Source organism: Corynebacterium sp. HMSC074A09 (genome assembly GCF_001811545.1).
Lineage (GTDB): Bacteria > Actinomycetota > Actinomycetes > Mycobacteriales > Mycobacteriaceae > Corynebacterium > Corynebacterium hiratae.
Genome location: NZ_KV805171.1, coordinates 85,232 through 105,029, shown reverse-complemented (window position 1 = coordinate 105,029; position 19,798 = coordinate 85,232). Strand labels below are relative to the sequence as shown.

At 60.1% G+C, this 19,798-nt stretch carries 19 protein-coding genes and 7 tRNA genes; 6 read left to right on the top strand and 20 right to left on the bottom strand.

Annotated elements, in window-relative coordinates; all coding sequences use genetic code 11:
* Positions 1–4 precede the first annotated feature (4 nt).
* Positions 5–613 (bottom strand): Holliday junction branch migration protein RuvA, encoded by a 609-nt coding sequence (gene ruvA / locus HMPREF2807_RS11965; RefSeq protein WP_070513207.1) that lies wholly within the window; start codon positions 611–613, stop codon positions 5–7.
* A 39-nt stretch (positions 614–652) separates the two neighbouring features.
* On the bottom strand, positions 653–1,264 hold the full coding sequence (gene ruvC, locus HMPREF2807_RS11960; protein ID WP_070513204.1) for a crossover junction endodeoxyribonuclease RuvC: 612 nt from the start codon (positions 1,262–1,264) through the stop codon (positions 653–655).
* A gap of 140 nt (positions 1,265–1,404) precedes the next feature.
* Here ruvC and HMPREF2807_RS11955 point away from each other — a divergent pair, with 140 nt between their 5' ends.
* On the top strand, positions 1,405–2,100 hold the full coding sequence (locus tag HMPREF2807_RS11955) for a nitroreductase (RefSeq protein ID WP_083306724.1): 696 nt from the start codon (positions 1,405–1,407) through the stop codon (positions 2,098–2,100).
* 5 nt (positions 2,101–2,105) lie between these two features.
* Here HMPREF2807_RS11955 and HMPREF2807_RS11950 read toward each other — a convergent pair whose 3' ends face one another.
* Together HMPREF2807_RS11950 and HMPREF2807_RS11945 are read right to left on the bottom strand one after the other, a co-directional pair.
* Positions 2,106–2,861, bottom strand: coding sequence for a YebC/PmpR family DNA-binding transcriptional regulator (locus HMPREF2807_RS11950; protein ID WP_046648155.1), 756 nt, complete (start codon positions 2,859–2,861; stop codon positions 2,106–2,108).
* A gap of 130 nt (positions 2,862–2,991) precedes the next feature.
* The gene (locus HMPREF2807_RS11945) at positions 2,992–3,855 is read right to left on the bottom strand and encodes an acyl-CoA thioesterase (RefSeq protein ID WP_046648156.1); all 864 of its coding nucleotides are present in this window, start codon (positions 3,853–3,855) and stop codon (positions 2,992–2,994) included.
* Between the two features lie 118 nt (positions 3,856–3,973).
* Here HMPREF2807_RS11945 and HMPREF2807_RS11940 point away from each other — a divergent pair, with 118 nt between their 5' ends.
* Positions 3,974–4,456, top strand: a complete 483-nt coding sequence (locus tag HMPREF2807_RS11940; protein WP_046648157.1) for a DUF3817 domain-containing protein — start codon at positions 3,974–3,976, stop codon at positions 4,454–4,456.
* A gap of 130 nt (positions 4,457–4,586) precedes the next feature.
* Positions 4,587–5,696 (top strand): DUF2029 domain-containing protein, encoded by a 1,110-nt coding sequence (locus tag HMPREF2807_RS11935; protein ID WP_232751679.1) that lies wholly within the window; start codon positions 4,587–4,589, stop codon positions 5,694–5,696.
* Here the strand turns inward: HMPREF2807_RS11935 and HMPREF2807_RS11930 are convergent.
* From HMPREF2807_RS11930 to HMPREF2807_RS11855, 16 genes are all read right to left on the bottom strand, one after another.
* A complete protein-coding gene (locus tag HMPREF2807_RS11930) occupies positions 5,681–6,139 on the bottom strand; it encodes a LemA family protein (RefSeq protein WP_070513198.1) in 459 nt (152 codons plus the stop codon). The two genes, HMPREF2807_RS11935 and HMPREF2807_RS11930, sit on opposite strands and share 16 nt — an antisense overlap.
* A complete protein-coding gene (locus tag HMPREF2807_RS11925) occupies positions 6,140–7,240 on the bottom strand; it encodes a glycosyltransferase family 4 protein (protein ID WP_070513194.1) in 1,101 nt (366 codons plus the stop codon).
* 16 nt (positions 7,241–7,256) lie between these two features.
* On the bottom strand, positions 7,257–8,159 hold the full coding sequence (locus tag HMPREF2807_RS11920) for a phosphatidylinositol mannoside acyltransferase (protein WP_070513191.1): 903 nt from the start codon (positions 8,157–8,159) through the stop codon (positions 7,257–7,259).
* 63 nt (positions 8,160–8,222) lie between these two features.
* Positions 8,223–8,849: a phosphatidylinositol phosphate synthase gene (gene pgsA / locus HMPREF2807_RS11915; RefSeq protein WP_046648162.1), complete on the bottom strand. Its 627-nt coding sequence runs from the start codon at positions 8,847–8,849 to the stop codon at positions 8,223–8,225.
* The gene (locus HMPREF2807_RS11910) at positions 8,842–9,420 is read right to left on the bottom strand and encodes an ATP adenylyltransferase (protein WP_046648163.1); all 579 of its coding nucleotides are present in this window, start codon (positions 9,418–9,420) and stop codon (positions 8,842–8,844) included. The genes pgsA and HMPREF2807_RS11910 overlap by 8 nt, the downstream gene beginning before the upstream one ends.
* 45 nt (positions 9,421–9,465) lie before the next feature.
* Positions 9,466–11,529 carry a threonine--tRNA ligase gene (gene thrS, locus HMPREF2807_RS11905; protein ID WP_070513188.1) on the bottom strand — a complete coding sequence of 688 codons (2,064 nt, stop codon included), beginning with the start codon at positions 11,527–11,529 and terminating at the stop codon, positions 9,466–9,468.
* 93 nt (positions 11,530–11,622) lie between these two features.
* Positions 11,623–12,906, bottom strand: coding sequence for a Dyp-type peroxidase (locus tag HMPREF2807_RS11900; protein WP_046648165.1), 1,284 nt, complete (start codon positions 12,904–12,906; stop codon positions 11,623–11,625).
* A gap of 66 nt (positions 12,907–12,972) precedes the next feature.
* On the bottom strand, positions 12,973–13,659 hold the full coding sequence (locus tag HMPREF2807_RS11895) for a copper chaperone PCu(A)C (protein ID WP_046648166.1): 687 nt from the start codon (positions 13,657–13,659) through the stop codon (positions 12,973–12,975).
* 77 nt (positions 13,660–13,736) lie between these two features.
* Positions 13,737–14,339 (bottom strand): copper resistance CopC family protein, encoded by a 603-nt coding sequence (locus tag HMPREF2807_RS11890; RefSeq protein ID WP_046648167.1) that lies wholly within the window; start codon positions 14,337–14,339, stop codon positions 13,737–13,739.
* Between the two features lie 195 nt (positions 14,340–14,534).
* Entirely contained in the window at positions 14,535–16,547 is a 2,013-nt protein-coding gene (locus tag HMPREF2807_RS11885; RefSeq protein WP_232751678.1) for a vWA domain-containing protein, read from the bottom strand.
* Between the two features lie 378 nt (positions 16,548–16,925).
* Positions 16,926–16,998: transfer RNA gene (locus HMPREF2807_RS11880), tRNA-Gly, on the bottom strand.
* 43 nt (positions 16,999–17,041) lie between these two features.
* A tRNA-Val gene (locus HMPREF2807_RS11875) sits at positions 17,042–17,113 on the bottom strand.
* A gap of 31 nt (positions 17,114–17,144) precedes the next feature.
* Positions 17,145–17,215, bottom strand: a tRNA-Cys gene (locus HMPREF2807_RS11870).
* Positions 17,216–17,246: 31 nt separating this feature from the next.
* Positions 17,247–17,322: transfer RNA gene (locus tag HMPREF2807_RS11865), tRNA-Gly, on the bottom strand.
* A gap of 38 nt (positions 17,323–17,360) precedes the next feature.
* Positions 17,361–17,432 (bottom strand) — tRNA-Val (locus HMPREF2807_RS11860).
* 61 nt (positions 17,433–17,493) lie between these two features.
* Positions 17,494–17,569 (bottom strand) — tRNA-Gly (locus HMPREF2807_RS11855).
* A 288-nt stretch (positions 17,570–17,857) separates the two neighbouring features.
* On the opposite strand from HMPREF2807_RS11855, the gene HMPREF2807_RS11850 reads away from it, so the two are divergent.
* The 3 genes from HMPREF2807_RS11850 (at position 17,858) to HMPREF2807_RS11840 (ending at position 19,797) form a co-directional block, all read left to right on the top strand.
* Positions 17,858–17,932 (top strand) — tRNA-Val (locus HMPREF2807_RS11850).
* Between the two features lie 269 nt (positions 17,933–18,201).
* The gene (locus HMPREF2807_RS11845) at positions 18,202–19,089 is read left to right on the top strand and encodes a TDT family transporter (RefSeq protein WP_070513187.1); all 888 of its coding nucleotides are present in this window, start codon (positions 18,202–18,204) and stop codon (positions 19,087–19,089) included.
* Positions 19,090–19,146: 57 nt separating this feature from the next.
* Positions 19,147–19,797 (top strand): dihydrofolate reductase family protein, encoded by a 651-nt coding sequence (locus HMPREF2807_RS11840; RefSeq protein ID WP_070513184.1) that lies wholly within the window; start codon positions 19,147–19,149, stop codon positions 19,795–19,797.
* The last annotated feature ends 1 nt before the right edge of the window (position 19,798 follow it).

Sequence of the window (19,798 nt, the reverse complement as noted above, 5' to 3'; positions counted from 1 at the left end):
TCCCCTATTTTTTCGCGCCCAGTTGGCTCAGCGCTGCCCGCAGCACCACCGGCGTCGCTGCATCGGGCTGTTCAGCCACTACCGATTCCACCACCGGACGAGCCATCTTGTCCGTAAAGCCCAGCCCAATGAGCGCCTCAACGACATCCTCCACCACGTGGCCGGCAGCCGCAGGGGCGGAGGCCGCAGGATCAGCACCGTCCGTGGGCGCAAACGCCTGCACCTTGTCCTTGAGTTCTAGGATCAAGCGCTGCGCTACGCGCTTTCCTACCCCCGGAATCTTCTGCAGCCGTGCAGCCTCCTCCCCCGCGATTGCTTGGGCTAAATCACCTGCGCTCATCACGGACAACGCGGCCAGCGCCAGTTTGGGCCCCAACCCAGAGACCGTCTGGAGGACGTGAAACATGTCGCGGTCATCCTGGCTGGTGAACCCGTACAGCGTCATCGAATCTTCTTTCACCACGAGCGTGGTCATGACTCGGGCTTCCTCACCACGCTGGAGCGTGCCCAGCGTGGCTGGGGTGGCCAGCACCTTGTATCCCACGCCGGCGCATTCGAGCACGGCATGGTCAAGCTGGATGTCGAGGACAGTTCCGCGCAAAGATGCAATCATTACTTAGGTTCCTTGGTTCGAGTGGATGTACCACATAGCTTAAGAGGACGTCTTCGCCGCCCGAGAGACGGACGCGGTGCGTGGTGAGGTGCCGCGCACACCGCTCGTTCGTGCCCCAGCCCCCACGCCAGCACTCGGATCACCCCCGCTCATCCATGCCAGGGCCGGCGCACGCCAGCAGTGGCAGACAGCAAGGGCCAAGGCATCCGCAGCGTCCGCTGGCTTAGGCGACTCGCTGAGCCCCAGAATTCGGGTGATCATGGCGGTCATCTGCTTCTTATCAGCGCGCCCGTTGCCCGACACCGCCTTCTTCACCTCCGAAGGGGTGTACATGTGTACTGGGATGTCGCGCTCTGCGGCTGCAAGCACCAAGACCCCGACTGCGTGCGCGGTCTGCATCACGGTTGACACCTGACCGCGTTCGAATACGCGCTCGAGCGCCACGACATCCGGCTTATAGTCATCCATCCATTCCCGGACCGCGACTGACAGCCGCTTAAGGCGCTCTCCCAGATCCTTGTCACTGGGCGTACGGACGACGCCCACGGCGATGGGAATGACCGCGCGCCCACGTCCGGCTTGGACAACAGACAGGCCACAACGCGTCAGACCGGGATCAATACCCATGACACGCAACCCCTCCAAGTTCACGGCTGCCTCCTCGCCCTTTTTATTCTCACCCTATACAACCACTTGTTTATGTAGAAACAGTGTACACACATGTGTTCTAGTGCAGGCAGTCCCCCGAGCCGAATACACTCCCTCAGATTGTGGGGCGTAGAGTGGCGCGCATGTCTCAACATCCTAATGGCTTTTCTGAGTTCATTCGTTCCCGCCATTCCGCGCGCGCGTTCCTTCCGGACCCCATCCCCGCAGAGGTTATAGAACAGGTGCTGATCGACGCCCAATCCGCCCCCTCCAACTCCAATACCCAACCCTGGAATGTGCACCTGGTTGGCGGTACGGCATTGCAGGACTTGAGCGCCGCTCTCATTGCTGAGTTCGATAAGAATGGAATCAACCCGGACTTCACGATTGACTACGGTCAGGGCGTCCACCTGCAGCGCTCGCAGGCCTTAGCAGCCAAGATGTACGGTCTCCTCGGTATTGCGCGCGAGGATAAGGAAGCGCGCACGGAATTTGTCCGTGAGAACCTTCGCTTCTTCGGCGCCCCACACACGGCTTTGCTCTTCATTCCCCCAATGGGCGACCGTATCCGCGCTGCCTTTGATCAAGGTACCTATGCGGAGAATTTCTTGCTCTCGCTTCAGGCGCACGGCTACCGCGGTGTCCCGCAAGGCATGATTTCACTCCTCGCCCCGACCGTCCGTGAATTCCTCGGAGTGGACGAGGAGCACAAGCTTGTCACCGCCCTGACCTTCGGCATTGCAGACGAGTCCAGTCCTGTGTTCAACACAGCCCCGGGCCGTGCCCCGCTGTCAGAGACGGTAACTGCTCATGGCATAGAAGACCTCAAGCTCGACTAGCCGCGTTAGTCCTCGTCCAGCTGGGCGAGGACCTCTTCGCTCAGGTCCATGTTGGTGTAGACGTTCTGGACATCGTCCGAGTCCTCAAGAGCGTCGATGAGGCGGAAGATCTTACGGGCATCATCTGCCTGCAGCGGTACCTCGACTGAGGCGCGGAAGTCGGTATCGGTGTCATCGACCTCGATATCGGCGGCAACGAGAGCCTCGCGCACGGCGGGGATATCACCCGGCGCACAGGTAATCTCAAACTTCTCGCCATTGTCGTTGACCTCTTCGGCGCCGGCTTCCAACACAGCGAGCAGGACATCGTCCTCATTAAGCTCGCCCTTTTCCACCAACACCAAGCCGGTGCGGGCGAACATGTATGCCACGGAGCCGGACTCGCCGAGGTTGCCGCCGTTCTTGGTCATGGCGGTGCGCACGTCCGTCGCCGCGCGGTTGCGGTTATCCGTCAAGCACTCGATGAGCATGGCGACACCGTTCGGGCCATACCCCTCGTACATCACGGTTTCCCAATCGGCACCGCCTGCTTCTTCGCCGGATCCGCGCTTGCGGGCGCGCTCAATGTTGTCGTTAGGAACAGAGGCCTTCTTGGCCTTCCTAATCATGTCATCAAGGGTTGGGTTTGCGGCGGGATCACCGCCACCGGTGCGGGCGGCCACCTCGATATTCTTAATCAGCTTGGCAAATTCCTTGCCACGCTTGGCATCGTTCGCCGCCTTCTTGTGCTTCGTTGTTGCCCATTTAGAGTGGCCTGCCATGTCATCCCTTTCGATGTGGCTATATAAAAAGCTTGTAGAAACTGCTGCAATTATACGGCCTTGTCCTGGATCCACCGGAACAGGGGTCCGCGCGTGCGTCTCGCACGCCGTGGTGCTGACCCCCCGGTGGCTAAACGTTTTGCCAATTCCCGTTGGCGCTTGAGCCTTCGGCGTCCGGATGCAGGATGCGCGTCAGGCCCTCCTGCATCGCCACGGCCAGTAGCTCGCCGCGCTGATTGAAGATCTTGCCCTCTGCTAGCCCCGTCCCGGTTTGTGCTGAGGGGCTGGACTGCGAATACAACATCCACTCATCCACTCGAACTGGCCGCAAGAACCACAGAGAATGGTCCAGGCTGGCTAGCTGAATCCTCTCACCCTGGTGCGGAAGCAATGCTGTACGAATCAGCGTCATGTCCGACATATACAGCAGCGCCGCCTGGTGGAGGGACTGGTCGGCAGCGGTAAGAAGGTCACCGGTGTTACGGAACCAAATGTTCCTAAACCCGGCACCGGTGGTTTCCGCGGCAACCGCGTCGCGGTCCGCGTCCGGGACAAGCCGCACGTCCCAGTCCTCCCACTCTTTCAAGATGATTCGGGTGGAATAGGGAGAGTCCTTAATACTCTCCGGTGGCGGCACCTGCGGCATGTCTGCTTGGTGCTCAGGGCCACTGTCCCCTGGCGCTTGGAAACCGGCGCTGAGCATGAAGATCAAGCGATCGTTTTGAAAGACCCGCACGTGGCGGTGCGCAAAAGAGCGGCCATCCCTAATCCGCTCAACTCGGATGGTAGTGGGTGCGCCAGAATCGCCCGGCCCCACGAAGTAGCAATGCATGGAGTGGGCAAACTTGTCGTCAACGGTGAGCTGCGCCGCGCGGAGCGCCTGCGCCATGGTTTGCCCGCCAAAGGTGCGCGTAATGAGCGATGGAACCACAGGGCCGCGGAACTCGTCGTCGCCGATTCGCTCGAGGTCGACCGCCTGGGCCACCGTTGCCATGTCTTACTCCCTTCCTTGTGCGTTGTAGCGTTCGCCGCGATATGGCGCCCGCCACACTAACCCCGACTATCCTACTCACGTGCTGATCCACCCCCGGAGGTTGCGTACTATATTCCGCATGACTTCAACCACGCCGCACAGCGTGCACCGCGTAGCCGCTTACCTGGAAATGGTCACGTGGGGATTGCTGATCCTCTCGATGATCCTCAAGTACTCGGGCACCACCGCAGCACTCACCCCACTTGCGGGAGGTATCCACGGCTTCGGCTTCCTGTGCTTTTTGCTCATGACGGCCCTGGTGTGGATCAACAACCGGTGGCCATTGGGTATCGGGATCCTGGGCCTGGTTGTCACCGTGATTCCTTTCGCAGCCTTGCCTTTTGCGCTGTGGGTGTCGCGGCGCGGGCTCGTTGCTGGTCCGTGGCGGTTTAGCGATGACGCGGAGCCGCAGAATTTCTTCGACAAGCTCTTAGCCCAGGCAGTGCGCCACCCCGTCCGCACCGCGCTCATCGCGCTGCTCGTCGTTGCCGTAGTGTTTAGCATCCTTCTCTTTTTGGGCCCACCCGTCGACGTCGAATCCGCCATTGAAAATAATCGCTAAAGTCCCGACTATCTGGGCTGGGTGGGTGCTGGCACGCCTTTTCCTTATCTACCTACTCGTCAACGAAACGGGTCCGCTCGGGGATGTCCGGTACTACCTCGCGGGCGTATACGGGGATAACCCCCGTGACATGACGGAATATCCCCAGGTGGGCACCTGGCCCAGCGTCCTCCTTGCGTGGATTACCGGCGACGACTTCGAGGCCTATGCCATCGGCTTTACGGCAATGGTGCTGCTTGCCGACGGCGCCTTCCTCGCCCTTCTCCTACGCCATCACCGTTCCAACCCCGGGGCATATAGCGCCGGATGGTTTTGGGTGTTCTTTGGCACCGCGGCGGGCCACGTTTTCGCGTGGCGGCTCGATCTCTATCCTGCCTTGCTGGTTGCCGGTGCGGGCGCGCTTCTGGCTACCCGTCCGCGGCTCGCCTCAGCTTTGTTGGCGTGGGCCACCGCCACGAAGCTGTGGCCGGGGGTCCTCGCTGCCGGGCTCGTCGGGAGAGCAAACTCCCGCGATACCTGGCAGCGGCTCGCCGCATTCTTTGGAAGCCTTCTTGCCCTGTGCCTCGGTGTAGCAGCGATGACCAGCGTGGATAGGGTTCTATCCCCGTTGACGTATCAAGGTGAGCGCGGTCTCCAGATTGAGTCTCTAGCCGCTACGTGGTTCGTGTACCAGGCGCATCGCCATCCTAATGTGTGGACGATGGGATACGCGGCCTCGAAGAGCTATGAGATCTCCGGTCCCGGCGTCGACACGGCACTCGCTATCAGCACCATCGCGACGGGCGCGGCCCTCGTGTGGATCGTGGGCGTAGCATTCGTGCACTTTCTACGGGGGTTCTGGAGCCCACATTCCACCGTGGTCTTTTTCATCGCGGCGATTCTGCTTCTCATCGCAACGAATAAGGTCTTCTCCCCGCAGTACATCGTGTGGCTCGGGCCGATACTAGCGGTGGCGCTTCGCTCCCCCGTCCCCAAGTCACCCGCCGGGCAACGGCAGAGGGCCGCCGATATCACAGGGGTACGCACCATCATGGCCGTCCTCGCCGTGGGAACAGCGGCTTTGGGAACCGTCATCTACCCCTATGGCTATGACTACATCTGGTTCTATGTCGGTAAGGACCCCAACCCGGTGTATGCCCTCGTACTGCGCAACCAGCTCATCCTCGTCATGGCTGTTCTGGCTCTCTACTGGCACCGCCTCGAGTATCGCGCAGCGCGAGCAGCTCACATGTCGATCTGACTTAGTTCGAAAAACTCAGGCAGCTTCGCTGTTCCCCCCAAGCGCAGCAGCTTGACAGCGGGGCGCAACCGCAACGCACGAGTATCGCTGACTGCTTCGTTGTAGAAGCGGTGAGCTAGGTGAATGCGCCCTTCGGCGTCGGCAAGCAAGGCCGGGCGTGATTCAAAGCGCTGCTGGATGGCTGCGGACAACTCCCGCTCCCGGGTGGCACGCTCATCGAAATTCCCCTGTGCTAACTCGGTAGACTCCGCCCGCGCCGCAATGCCCTCGAGCTCCGGCGCCAGCGCGCTCACGACCGTCGCACGGCGGTCGAGCGTGGACTCCAACTGCGCTAACGCTGCATCGGTGCGGATGTGGAGGGAGTTGAGCCGCTGTGCTGTGTACAGGGCCCACATTCCGAGCACAATCGCCAGAGCAAGGATGATGACAACTTCGATCGGCATTTAAGACACACGCACCTTTGTTCCGTCCGCTACCGTTTCATAGACGCGCATTACGGCTGCGGCCACATGGTCCCAATCGTAGTCGCGAGCCCTCTCCATTCCCGCTGCGGTCAAGGCGTGCCGCTTGCCGGAATCGCTCACCACATCGTGCAGCACGCGGGCTAGATCCGTGGCATCACCGTTACGGAACAAAGCACCGGCGGGTGTGTCCGAATCGACGTTGCACACCGCGGCGAAGGCCTCCAAATCTGAAGCCACGACCGCGCAGCCGGCGGCCATCGCCTCGACGAGGACGATGCCGAAACTTTCGCCTCCAGTATTGGGCGCCACATAGATATCGGCACGCCCGAGGATGGCTGCTTTCTCGGCATCGCTGACCCGGCCCACGAATTCAACCCCTGGGGCGCTTCGCGGGTGCCCTCCTCCCATGACCGTCACGCGGACGGGCTCTGGGAGAAGCGTCAGGGCCTCGAGAAGAATGTCCAACCCCTTGCGCGGTTCATCGAGGCGTCCCAAAAACACAATTTCAATCTCCGAATCGCGTCGCTCACGCTCAGCTCGCTCCCGCTCGAGGGCATACACGGAGGTATCCACGCCATTGGGGATAAGCACGGGGTCACCGCCAAGCTGCTCCACCTGCCAGCGCCGCGCCATCTCCGAGACCGCGATCCCGCCCCGGACCTTTTCCAGATATGGGCGCAGGAAAGGCTTGGCCAGAGTCAGCGCGAGAGAACTGGAGGCGGATGCATGGTACGTCGCCACGATCGACCCGCGCGCCAGTGCCAAGGCTGCCATGGAATAGCTTGGGGAGTTCGGTTCGTGAATGTGGAGGATATCGAAGTTGCCCTCGCGGATGAAGCGCTTGATGTTGCGGCGCACGTGCGGGCCGATGGACAGGCGGGCCACAGATCCGTTATAGGTGATCGGCACCGCCCAGCCTCCCTTCCGCACAAAGCTGGGGACCTGCGTGCTTGCCGACGCCGGCCCCAGCACCTCCACATAATGACCCTGCTCAATAAAAACAGTAGCCAAGTCAAGGATGTGGGCCTGAACGCCGCCAGGCTCGTCGAAGGAATAGGGGCAGATAATACCGATCCGCATGATGTGTTCTGCCTTTCTATTTCTTCGCGCGCGCCGCCCGCCGACGTTCTACGTCGGCGTTCCAATGCGGCTGCAGCATGTGCCAATCCTCTGGATGCGCTCGGATGTTTTCTGCGAAGCCTTCTGCGAGCCGCTGGCAGGTCCCGTGAAGAGTGGTAACTTCCACCTCGGGGCTGACGGACAAGCCCCATTCCTTACCATCGAACCACGAGTGCACCACGTGAAGGGCCGCTCCCGTCTCGATGGCGAGTTGGGCGGGGCCTGCGGCAACGTTGGCTTCTTCGCCCATGAAGTCTACCGGCACACCAGTGCGTGTGAGGTCACGCTCGGACAACAAACACACCACGCCACCACGCTCCAGGGTGTCTTTCAAACGCGGAAAAGGCGAGGAACTTCCGCCGGTCAGCGGCAAGACGGTAAAGCCAAGGCTCTCGCGGTAGTCCACAAAAGCGTCGAAAAGCGCCTCGGGTTTTAGGCGCTCGGCCACGGTGGTGAATCCGCCATAGTGACCCACGCAGAAAACACCCGCCATGTCCCAATTGCCGGAGTGCGGAAGGGCGAAGATCACCCCGCGGCCCGATGCCACTGAGGCGTCCGCGTGCTCCTTGCCGCGCAGCCCTGCCAATAGACGTTTCTGCAACTCGGGGTCCGAGTGGATGGCAGGCAGGCGAAAGGCCTCGAGCCAGTAACGCATGTAGGAACGCATCGAGTCACGCACCAGCTCGCGCGTCACGTTTTCGGCGCCCACCACGCGGCTGAGGTTTCGGCGCAGCTGCTCCATGCCCTTTCCATTGTCGCTGGCCACATCCGCGCCGCGCTCAAACAACCAGGCTGCCAGCGGTTGCGGAAGAAAACGTACAACTTTCCAACACGCGATGTACGCGGCGGCCGTCAGGCGTTCACGATCCACTAGAGCCACGGTTGAGAAGCCTTTCTGTGCGGGCCGGGGTCGGGTGCCGGCTGAGCGGAGCGATTACTTAGGCTAAAGATCCTTCTTGAAACGCGCTTTAGTGTCCTGGCGCGCCGCTTGGCGCATGCGCTGGTAAATGGTGAAGACAGAACCGACAGCTAGGAGCCAGAGCGAGACTTCTAGGGCATAAGGAACCCCCAGTCCCTCCAGACCCACGCCGCCGAGGCCCAGAATCAGGCGCTCGGGGCGCTCGACGAGTCCGCCGACCATCTTAAAGCCGGAGGCCTCACCGCGCGCCTTGACATAGGAAATGACCTGGGAGCTCACGAGCACCACCATGCAGGCGGCGAAGTTAAGCGGGTGAGCATTGTCGACGTACACCATCCAAAAGGCAATCGCTGCGAACAATGCGCCGTCGGTAATGCGGTCACAGGAGGCGTCGAGAGTAGCTCCGAAGTTGGAACCGCCCGTAGTCAGGCGTGCCATGGTGCCGTCGAGCATGTCGAAGGCTGCGAAAAGCCCCGAGAGTAGCGCTGCGGCGAAAAGGTGGTCGAGCGGGATGAGGATGACCGAGATAGCAATGGTGACAATCGTCCCCACGATGGTGACGATATTGGGAGTCAGGCCCATCTTGAGGAAGAGCTTGGCCACTGGGACCACAACCACGGCGGCGGGCTTGCGCCCATGAACACTAAGCATGCGCTTCTCCTAAGATGATTCCCTCGGCGGCGAGCTCCGCCCACCCCTGCGCCAGCAGGGAGCGGGTGTCCTTGAGGAGCTGCGGCAGCACTTTGACGCCGTCCACGATAGTCATGAAATTAGAGTCCCCGCTCCAGCGCGGAACAATGTGCATGTGCAGGTGCTGCCCCACCGATCCACCGGAGGCGCGCCCCAGATTGAATCCAGCGTTGACGGCATCGGGGCCGGAGACCTTCTTGAGAACCCGGATAGCTGCTTGGGCAAACTGGAAGAGCTCACGGGATTCCTCCTCGGTAAGGTTTTCCAGCTCAGATTCTTGACGGTACGGAATGACCATCATGTGCCCAGCGTTATAGGGATAGAGGTTGAGCACACAGTAGACAAGCTCGCCGCGGGCCACGATGAGCCCGTCCTCGTCCGACATCTGCGGAATCTCCACGAACGGATTGTGGGCTTTCTTCGGCACGTCGCCGGCGCCGCCCTCACGCTTGATGTAGCTCATGCGGTACGGCGCCCACAGGCGCTCTAAGCGGTCGGGCGTTCCCAGGCCGGTATCGACGTACTCTCCCACTCTGTATGTTCTCCCTTTCTAGCCTCTGCCTAGATGCATATGCATCTAGACGCGCTCGGCGATGCTGTCCTTGGTCGGTTGTTCGTTATTGCGCTCACGAACCCACGCCTCGATGACGTTGATTGCCGCCTCGACCGGCACACCGTTGACCTGGGTGCCGTCGAGGAAGCGGAAGGAGACCGCACCCGCTTCGACGTCACGCTCACCGGCCAGAAGCATGAATGGCACCTTGCCGGTGGTGTGGTTACGGATCTTCTTCTGCATGCGGTCATCGGAGGTATCCACGTCAGCGCGCAGGCCGCGTGCACGCAGCTGTGCACAAACTTCCTCAAGGTGCGGGGCAAAGGTATCAGCGACTGGAATGCCCACCACCTGGTGCGGAGCCAGCCACGCCGGGAATGCACCCGCGTAGTGCTCTAGGAGCACGCCAAAGAAACGCTCGATGGAGCCGAAGAGCGCACGGTGAATCATGATCGGGCGCTGCTTGGAGCCATCCGACGCCGTGTACTCGAGCTCGAAGCGCTCAGGCAGGTTGAAGTCCAGCTGCACGGTGGACATCTGCCAGGTACGGCCGATGGCATCGCGAGCCTGAACGGAAATCTTCGGGCCGTAGAAGGCCGCGCCTGCCGGGTCCGGGACCAGCTCAAGGCCGGACTTCTCCGCCACCGACTGCAGGATCTTCGTCGAGCGCTCCCAGATCTCATCCGAGCCAACGTACTTGTTCGGGTCCTTGGTGGACAGCTCAAGGTAGAAGTCATCCAGGCCGTAGTCCTTGAGCAAGGAAATGATGAACTCCAGAACCTTGGTCAACTCTTCTTCGAGCTGCTCCGGGGCGCAGTAAATATGCGAGTCATCCTGGGTAAAGCCGCGAGCGCGGGTCAGGCCGTGGATAACGCCAGATTTCTCGTATCGGTAGACCGTTCCGAACTCAAAGAGGCGCAGCGGCAACTCGCGGTAGGAACGGCCGCGGGAGGCGAAGATGAGGTTGTGCATTGGGCAGTTCATCGGCTTGGCGTAGTAGTCCTGCGGCTGCTTGGTGCAGTTGCCATCCTCGTCCCACTCACCGTCGAGCTGCATCGGCGGGAACATGCCATCCGCGTAGAAATCCAGGTGACCGGACTTCTTGAACAGGTCTCCCTTGGTCAGGTGCGGGGTGGACACGAAGGAGTAGCCGTCCGCGATGTGGCGACGGCGGGAGTGCTCCTCCATCTCCATGCGCACGGTAGCGCCATTGGGGTGGAATACCGGGAAACCGGAACCAATCTCATCCGGGAAGGAGAACAGGTCCAGCTCAGCACCCAGGCGGCGGTGGTCACGCTTTTCAGCTTCTTCCACCATGGTCTTGTAGGACTCCAGGGCCTCCTTGGATTCGAAGGCGGTGCCATAAATGCGCTGCAAACCAGCCTTGGACTGGTCACCGCGCCAGTAGGCAGCAGAGGAACGCGTCAGGGCAAATGCCGGGATGTACTTGGTGGTCGGCACGTGCGGGCCGCGGCAGAGATCAAACCACTCCACCTCGCCGGTGCGCGGGTTGACGTTGTCATAGTGGGTCAGATCTCCGGCACCCACCTCGGCGGCCTCATCGGAATCTGGGTCCACGTTGCCCTTGTCCTGGACCAGCTCCAGCTTGAAGGGCTCGTTGGCCAATGCCGCCTCAGCCTCCTCGGTGGTGGCATAGACGTGGCGCTCGAAGCGCTGGCCGCCCTTGATGATCTTCTTCATACGCTTCTCAATGGCCTTGAGGTCCTCTGGGGTGAAGGGCTCAGCGGTCTGGAAGTCGAAGTAGAAGCCATTCTCAATGGCCGGGCCAATACCCAGCTTGGTACCGGGGAATTCCGCCTGTACTGCCTGGGCCATGACGTGTCCGCAGGAGTGGCGGATAACGGCGCGGCCATCTTCCTCGCAGGCAGCAACCGGGGTGAACTCGGAGTCCGTGTCTGGGGTGTGGGAAAGGTCGTAGAGGGTGCCATCGGCGCCGCGGACGACGACAACTGCTTCGGGGCCCTTGTTGGGCAGCTCATGCTCGCGCATCGCTGCTCCCACGGCAGTCCCGGCCGGGACCGTGATCGGGTCGTAGTTCACCGGGACTGCTGGAATCATTTCCGCCATGACTTGGTGCGCTCCTTTGCGCTCACGCGCCACTCGACATACCTGGCCGAGCAGCACTCATCGAGAAAGTTACAGCGGCTTAGTCTACCCCTCTTAACTGCGTATGAGCGACTCGCCCCAGAAGGTTTCGCCTTCAGTTCCGGCTGGCATGAAGTACACGGCCGAACCAATGTGGGTGATCCACTCGTTGAGCCGATCAGCTTCGTCAAGGCGCGCCTGAATAGGCTCGAACTGGGTCGTAGGGTCCTTCTGGTAGCAAATAAAGATCAACCCGGCGTTGCTGAGCTCACCGCGCTGGGTGGTCTCCGGAGTCGGCGGCAGGTTGTAGTTATACGGGCGACGCAACAGTTTTTGCTCTGGATGCTCCGCCGGCGGATGCGCTCTGGCGACATGAGAGTTCTCATCAATGGCTTTGAGCCCAAACTCATTGCGGGCGTCCAAATCCACCGGGTCGAACTCGTCCTTAGCACCTATAGGAGCTCCGGTATCGAGAGTGCGCCCAGTCGAGTTCTCACGTGCTGCGCGATCAAGCTGCTCCCATGTGTCCAGGTTCATGTGGATGCGGCGTACCACCATGGCGCTGCCGCCGGCGAAGGGGCCGTCTTCGATCCACACCTGCTCGTTGAAGTCTTCCTCGCTTCGGGGATTAACCGTTCCGTCCTTTTGCCCGAAGAGGTTGCGGGGAGTAACACCCTTCGGTGCAGATCCATAGGCATGGCTGAATCCCTGCTGGATCCACGCAACGTCGGCGTAATCTTTGCCCGCACGGGTCATATGCCGCAACACGAAGGCGGCAGTGAAAGGATCATCGCTGCAGATCTGCAGGACGATATCCGTTTGGCCCCATTCCGGGCGGAGGTCATCATGGTCAAAAGCCTGGATATCGCGCAGCCAGCTGGGCTTGGCGACGTCCACCGTGTCGAAGAATCCCTCTCCCCAACCGCACGTGACGGTGAGGTTTGCTGGGGTGGTAGACAATTCGGGTTCGAGGCTGCCCAACGGGTTCTCACCGGTGCAGAGGCGACGGGCATCCTCCGTCCACAGGCGCATCAACGCGGCCGCGCCGCGAGCGGTGGTGTCCTTCTTGAGGTTAAAGCCCACCAGCTCCACGTGCGCCTGGACCGGAGTTTGGATGCCTGCTTGGTGCTTGCCGTCGAAGGCGACGATATCGCCACCCATGGTCTCCTCGCGATTTTCCGGGCCTGTGCTGCCGGCGTCCCCAGCCTGCGCTGCGCGAGAGGCATCCGCGGAGGCATCCGCAGACGCCTGTCCAGGTTCATCCCCTTTCGCACAGCTTGCAAGCGCTACCGCGCTTGCCGCCACAGCGCTTCCGGCGAGCAGTCCACGCCGACTGACAGGTTCCTCGAACCCGCTCATCTTTGATATCTCCCTATCTCGTGAGAACCGATTTCTTGCCTACCTTGGCCCGGAACACGCTGGTTTCTAGTGCGCGTGCTCTTCCTTCTTCATGTCAGACATGTCTGCGGAGTCCGAGTGGTCCATGTGCTCACCATGATCCATGGATCCGTGGTCCATATCGCCGTGGTTCATGTGGCCCATGTCGCCGTAGTCTTCATCGCCGGCGCCAATGGTGCGCACCGGGATATCGCCGAGCTCGATCGTGGAGCCGTCGGCAAGCTCCAGCGTCAGGGTTGCGGTCTCACCGGCCATGACGGGCTCGGTTACTCCCATCAGCATGAAGTGGAAACCTCCCGGCGCGAGCTCGAGGGATTCGCCAGCGGGGATGTCGAAGCCTTCTTCCTTCTCCTTCATCACGCCGTCTACGACCTCGTGGATCTCATAGTGCTTAGCCTTCACCGAAGAGCTGAAGCCAACTACGTTGATGTCCTTGTCCGTGTTGTTGTGGAGCGTGCCGAAGATAGCGGTCATATCGGAGTCCTTCTCCATGGCGCGCACGACAGCATCCTCGAAAGTTACGCCAGACTCAGCGGAGGAAGAAGCCGACGTGCTGGTTTCCGCACCCTTCTCTGCGCTGCTGTCAGCGCTGGCCGCGGTGCTCGTCGCGGTAGCTGTCGAGTCCTCCTCGCTCGGCGAGCAACCAGCCAAGGTGAGGCTGACAGCCGCGATAGCAACTACGGAGGTACGGAAGAAAGAACGGGATTTCAGCATGGAACATGCCTTTCTGGAGTAATTACCTGAAGGGGATGAGGTGGATTGGCTCGCGCGTCATCGAGGCCCTGTGTGGCCTAGCCTGCGCCATCGGAGCGACGTGTTTTCGCCCCGAAGGCGAAGACTGCCGCACCGACGACGAGAACTGCCCCGATACCAATGATCCATTTAGCAGCTGCGGGCAGGGAGCTCAGGGGGTCCTGGGAGTCCTCTGCACCGCCGTCTTCCGCGGCAGCATCCGCGTCACTTTGGCCAGAGGCTCCAGACGACCCATTGCCTGCCTCCCCTCCGGCAGCACCGGAAGCTACGCTGAACGGCACCGAGCCGAGTGTGGAGTGACCATCGGAGGAGGTAATGCGAAAACCTACTTGGTATTCGCCGTCACCAGGTTCGATGTCCTGGGGAACCTCAATGGTGAGGTTTCGTCCGTCAATGGTGGGTGTGGCATCAAAGAGCACGTCGCCGGAGGTTGTGTCGCTCACGGCGAAAGTGTTGAAGTCATCCCGAGGAATGCCAGAGAACTCCAGCGTGATTTCACGGGGGAATTCTTCCAGCGGTGCGTCACCCACCACGTTGCCGCCAATGACTGAGTCATGTGCCGCGGCTAGTGGCGCGGACAGCCCAATCACGAGGCTCACGGCCCCAGCGGCGACTACTGTGGTGACCTGACGCAACTGCATTTCTTGGATGACTCCTTGATGGCGTGATGAAACTTTTGATTGAAGGTTCCCTCATCCTATCGCTGGGAGGGATCTCCTAGCCAATCCTTAACCCCACGTGGAGTGCGTGGGGTTATCAAGTAGTCGTTGCACGCGACAGAAAAGTTCCCTATGCCTACGCAAGCGTGGATTCTGCCGCAGTTCCCGCAGGTAGCACTAGTGTCTACGCCCGCGAAGAAGGATGACCACCAAGATGATGACGGCAAGCGCAATGATGCCCAAGGCTGCGGCCAAGAGAAATCCTAGGGTGCCAAGACCCAAGCCTTTATCCTCGTCGGCGCTTGCTGCTTGGTCCACATTTCCTTCGTCACCATCACTCTTCGGTGCCTCAGTCTTGTCCTTGACAGGCTCATAGATGGGCCCTTGGATTGGATCCCCCAACACCTTGGACGTGAGGTAATACTTCATGGTGGCACGCTTGTCAGTGAGATTTCCTTCGCTCTCCCCTAGGTCATTCCCCTTACCTGCATCCAGCGTCACCACGATGTAGTAGTCACCCTCCAACCAGTTCGCGTTGCCATAAGAGGATGCCGCATCGGAGCTGAAGCGGTTGGTGAAAGCGATAGGGCTTGCTGCCGAAGCCGATCCCTCATCCCCCTCATCAGGCCAGATCAAAACTTCATGCTCCCCAGCTTTCTCTCGGACCGGATTGAGGATAGTCACGTCAAGGCCTGAGTACTGGAGAGCCTGCTTGTCCGAAACCTCTCCAGCTTTGATTGCGGCAGCCAGCTGCTGACCTTCCTTCATTGGGACCTTGTAAACGTGCGCTTCGCCCTGAACAATGTCAGTTTCGATGGTCTGGCCGCTGTGAAGCTCCGCAGCACTGTCAAACCAGTTTCCGGGAGCCATCTGGTCGGCACCGTTGGCGTTGGCATGGAGTTCGCCGTCCAGCTCGCTGCTAAGACCACTTACAAGCTCGTCGATGTTGGATACTGGGTCAACACGGTGAAGCAGGATCTCCACGTCTAATGGTTCATCGGCCTTGTACTGTCCTGCGCGCATCGCGGTCAAGACCAAGTCGCCCTGGCAATTCTTGGAACCGATTTCGTAGGTATACGCGCTAGTGTTTGGCAAGGCCTCAGATACAGTGCCGGTGTTCGCACTGTCCCAGTCAGCTGTGCAATCATCTGAACCTTCATCGCCACCATGCGTACCCGTTGGCGGTTCCGTACCATCGCCGAAAAACGTCTTCAAATACAGGCGGTTCGGTGTTCCCACTACACCTTCGAGTGTCTTGTACATCGTCGCCACATAGCGCTCACCCGGCTTGACGGGGATAGACCATGACTCAGCATGGAAATCGGTACGTGACTCCTTGCCGCCGTTCGGCGGGGCATCCAACTCAGCATGGAAGATGAAGTCCTCGCCAGACTCCCAGCGTGGAAGCGGCGTTGGTTGGCTGATGTCTTCGCTGCCTTCAATCTGTTCGACATCGGATTGGTAAATGTCTGCGGCTCGCCCTGCTGCCTTCTTAATCATCGCTGCCAGTGAATCTGCGTCCCCGGCGTCGAGATACTCGCCGCCGGCGGCATCTGCGATGCAGGAAAGCTCCTTGCGAGCTTCCTCGTCGACATTGAAGCCGATGGTGTTGATGACAAGGTCGATACCTTGGTCGTGGAGTTCCTTGGCTACTTCACATACTGGCGGCGGCGCACAGGTATCAATGCCGTCCGATACCAAGACGATCGTCCCGTGCTGACCGCCTAGCTCTTCGGCGGCCTTCTTCAGGGAATCACCAATCGGGGTATAGCCCTTAGCTTGAAGGTCATCGATTGGCCCAGTGAAAGAATCCCCCACGTCCTCCTTAGGCCCACTCACCACGTGGATATCACGGCATCCGGCTTCCTGATTCTCAGGGGCTTCGTCGACCGTGCCACCATACGTGACGAGTCCCAACGGGCTGGTGCCGCCGAGTTCGGAGACGAAGTTCTTCGTTGCGTCCTTAGCTGCGTCCAGGCGGGTCTGCCCGCCAGCATCCTGGACATTCATAGAGCCCGAAGAGTCGAGCACAAGCATCGTCGCACCGCTCTGTGCCTCTGCTGAATCTCCACTCGGTGCAGACTCGGAGTCAGCCGTGGGAGCGGACCCAGGCTCTTCACTGCGCGTGACGCCCGTGGGATTCTGTGCAAACGCTGGCACGGCCATCGCACTGAGAAGTGCCAGAAGCATTACGGCGAGAATGATAAAAGCGCTGCGTAGTGCGCTTTGAAGGGACGATGATGACGGGGAGAAGGCTCTCATGATGTCCATTTCTTTGAGATGACAAGTCTGTGAGAAACATCATAAATGGCTGGCGAAAAGCTCGGCCACCGACGGGGAAAAGTCCCCTTCCAACACGCCCGCCTCAAACCTGCACATCTCCCAGGCAACCTCCCGGGCAAACTTATCCAACCCGAGCGCTCACGGTAAACAAGGCCTCAAAAATCTGCGATTTTGTGCCACTATCTACCGTGAATCACCCCAAACCCAGGCAAACCCTTACCCCCAAACGCAAGGGCGAAGAAATTAAAAAAGTGCCCCTCCATAGTGGAGGGACACTTTCGCCGGAGCGGATGACGAGACTCGAACTCGCGACCCTCACCTTGGCAAGGTGATGCGCTACCAACTGCGCTACATCCGCGTGACGAGCTCTCGCTCGTCGCGGGCTCCAAATGGAAACCCTGTGCGCGATACTGGGATTGAACCAGTGACCTCTTCCGTGTCAGGGAAGCGCTCTCCCGCTGAGCTAAACGCGCTCGCAGCGCCCTGTTTGGGCGCCAGCATTTGAGGTGGAAACGGGAATCGAACCCGTGTGCACGGTTTTGCAGACCGTTGCCTCACCACTCGGCCATTCCACCGTGGCGATACCGCCTCACACACTACATGTGCTGGAGCGGATGACGAGACTCGAACTCGCGACCCTCACCTTGGCAAGGTGATGCGCTACCAACTGCGCTACATCCGCATTCGAAACCAGGCCCGGTTTCTAGGACAAAGTCCTTGTGCGCGATACTGGGATTGAACCAGTGACCTCTTCCGTGTCAGGGAAGCGCTCTCCCACTGAGCTAATCGCGCATATGTATTTATCAAGACCCTCCACTCACTTATGCCAAAAAGTTTGGCGTCAAGAAAGTCTTGGAGCGGATGACGAGACTCGAACTCGCGACCCTCACCTTGGCAAGGTGATGCGCTACCAACTGCGCTACATCCGCATTGCACGTTCCCGGCCGGTATGCCGTGGTGCGAGAAGAAACTTTATCGTGCGCCGCCGTAGTTTCCAAATCCGCAGCCCACGGCACTAATCCCCAGACTCCCCAAAGCCTGCGGATTACATCAGTGTGATTGAGACTGCAGTTACAGCGAGCGGCGGCGATGACAACAAGAGACCCCCTACCGATTCCACCACGACAGCCAGCGCCCACACATACAGCTTAAAGCGCGTTTGAGCTGGACGATTAGGGGGTTACTACACGCGCGGTGTACCTTAAGTGCTGCACCGAGGTTCTATAGCTCAGTGGGAGAGCGTTCCGTTCACACCGGAAAGGTCGCTGGTTCAATCCCAGCTAGAACCACCATCATAACTGCAGGTCAGAGACCTGCAGCATGTGGCACAAGCCTTCGCGTGGATACTATGTGGATTATAAATCTACATTAATGGTTTCTCGCGGGGGCGTTTTCTCATTGTGCCTCATCTTGGCCACAAGGGCTAGACGAAAACCTCGACGCGTTGGGGACACGGCACGGTTACACAAGACTGCATGACATTGAACCTGTCCCCCTCGCACACTTATCCGATTGCTCCATAAGGGTTCGATAGCAACAAGTGCAGGAATAGGGTGATTTTATGCGGTTGCCAAAGTGCGGCCCGGCCTGGGCCGGTGCCTTGATGGGTACCTCGATTGCATCGACTTTGTCGGGGTTGCATGGTTTAGGCGTAGCGCAGTTCGTCTTCGCTTTTATCGCAGCGGTGCTGCTGGTGATTGTTACCGCGGGGACGAAGAATGAGCCTCCCCGGCACCAGAACATGGCGGCGTGGGGCATGTACACGATGGGGCTGCTGGCGTGCGGCTCGGCATGGACCGCGCTTACCGGAAGCGATGCCTTCCAGTTGGCAAGTTGGTGGATTGGTGCACCGCTATCGGTGGTGGTCTGTTTGTGGCAGCTATGGGGGTTGTTCAAACAGCCGCACCTCTACGACAAGCCCGCTTTTCCTTGGGGCCTGGCACTTGTTTCTCCCATGGTGGCGGCGACCTCCGCAGGTCAGTTGGCTATCAACCACGGGCAGTTCTACCACTTTGCCGGCGAGTTATGCTTCTTCCTCACGTTCATCACGGCAATTCCACTCTTCGCCTACTGTTACTGCTCCCTTGCACAACGCCGAGATAGGCCGCGCGGGGCAGCTGCAGGGACAGCGTGGATCCCGCTCGGCGTGGTTGGACAGTCAACGGCGGCCTCGACACTGCTTTTTGACGCCCACCTCTACGGCATCATCATGTTCATCATTGGAGCACCCTGCGTCGCATTCGCAATGTACTGCTTCTACCGAGCGGTCTTCGAGTGGACTCCCTACAGCCCCGGCTGGTGGGGCTCGACCTTCCCGGTCGGAACACTGTGCCTAGGTTCATGGGATGAAGGCTGGCACCGGTTGTCCTTCGTTCTCTTGGTGCTCTTATTGCTTCATTGGGGAGCCTGCGCGCTGCGCTTCAGCGCTTGGCGGCTCCAGCGCGCCTAATGGCATGAGATCCACCTCCCCAGGCAGTAGCCACCCTTTGCGGTACCGTGGGGCGCCATGAGTGACACTGCGCTGATAGAACGCCTACTGGGGCCAGACCGAGAAGGAATCCGCTTGATTACGGTGAGTACGCTCCACGGCTCCGCCACCATCGATGGAACCTCAGGGCCAATGGGCGACACCACCGACGGTGAACTCTTCGCCGCACTGCGGGAATGGGCCGATATTGCCGTCGTCGGCTCTGCAACGGTGAAGGCGGAGGAATACGGGCCGTCGACAAGCACGCGCCTCGCCGTGCTTAGCCGCTCCCTCGATTTTGCCGGTTTCGGGGATTTCATTGCAGCTGGCCCCCTCGTGCTTACCCCCGCAGAGCGCGCGTCTTCACCCGAGGCACGGCACTTAGCCGACGCCGGTGCCGAAGTTATCAGCACGGGGACTGGCACCATGAGCGAGGCTGTTTCAGCTCTTCGCGCTCTAGGCGCGCGCCGCATCAGCTGCGAAGGTGGCCCATCCGTTTATTCCGCCTTTATCGCAGAAGGCCTCGTGGACCAGCTTTATTTGACGCTTGATCCGCACCTTTCCCCTTCCGTCGAAAAGCCCATCGTCGACGGCGAGGCCACCTCCCCCGCACTCAAGCTCGAGCTGGAGAACGTCGACACCGTCGACAGCACGGTGTTTCTGCGCTACCGGCGCGCACAAACCCCGTAAA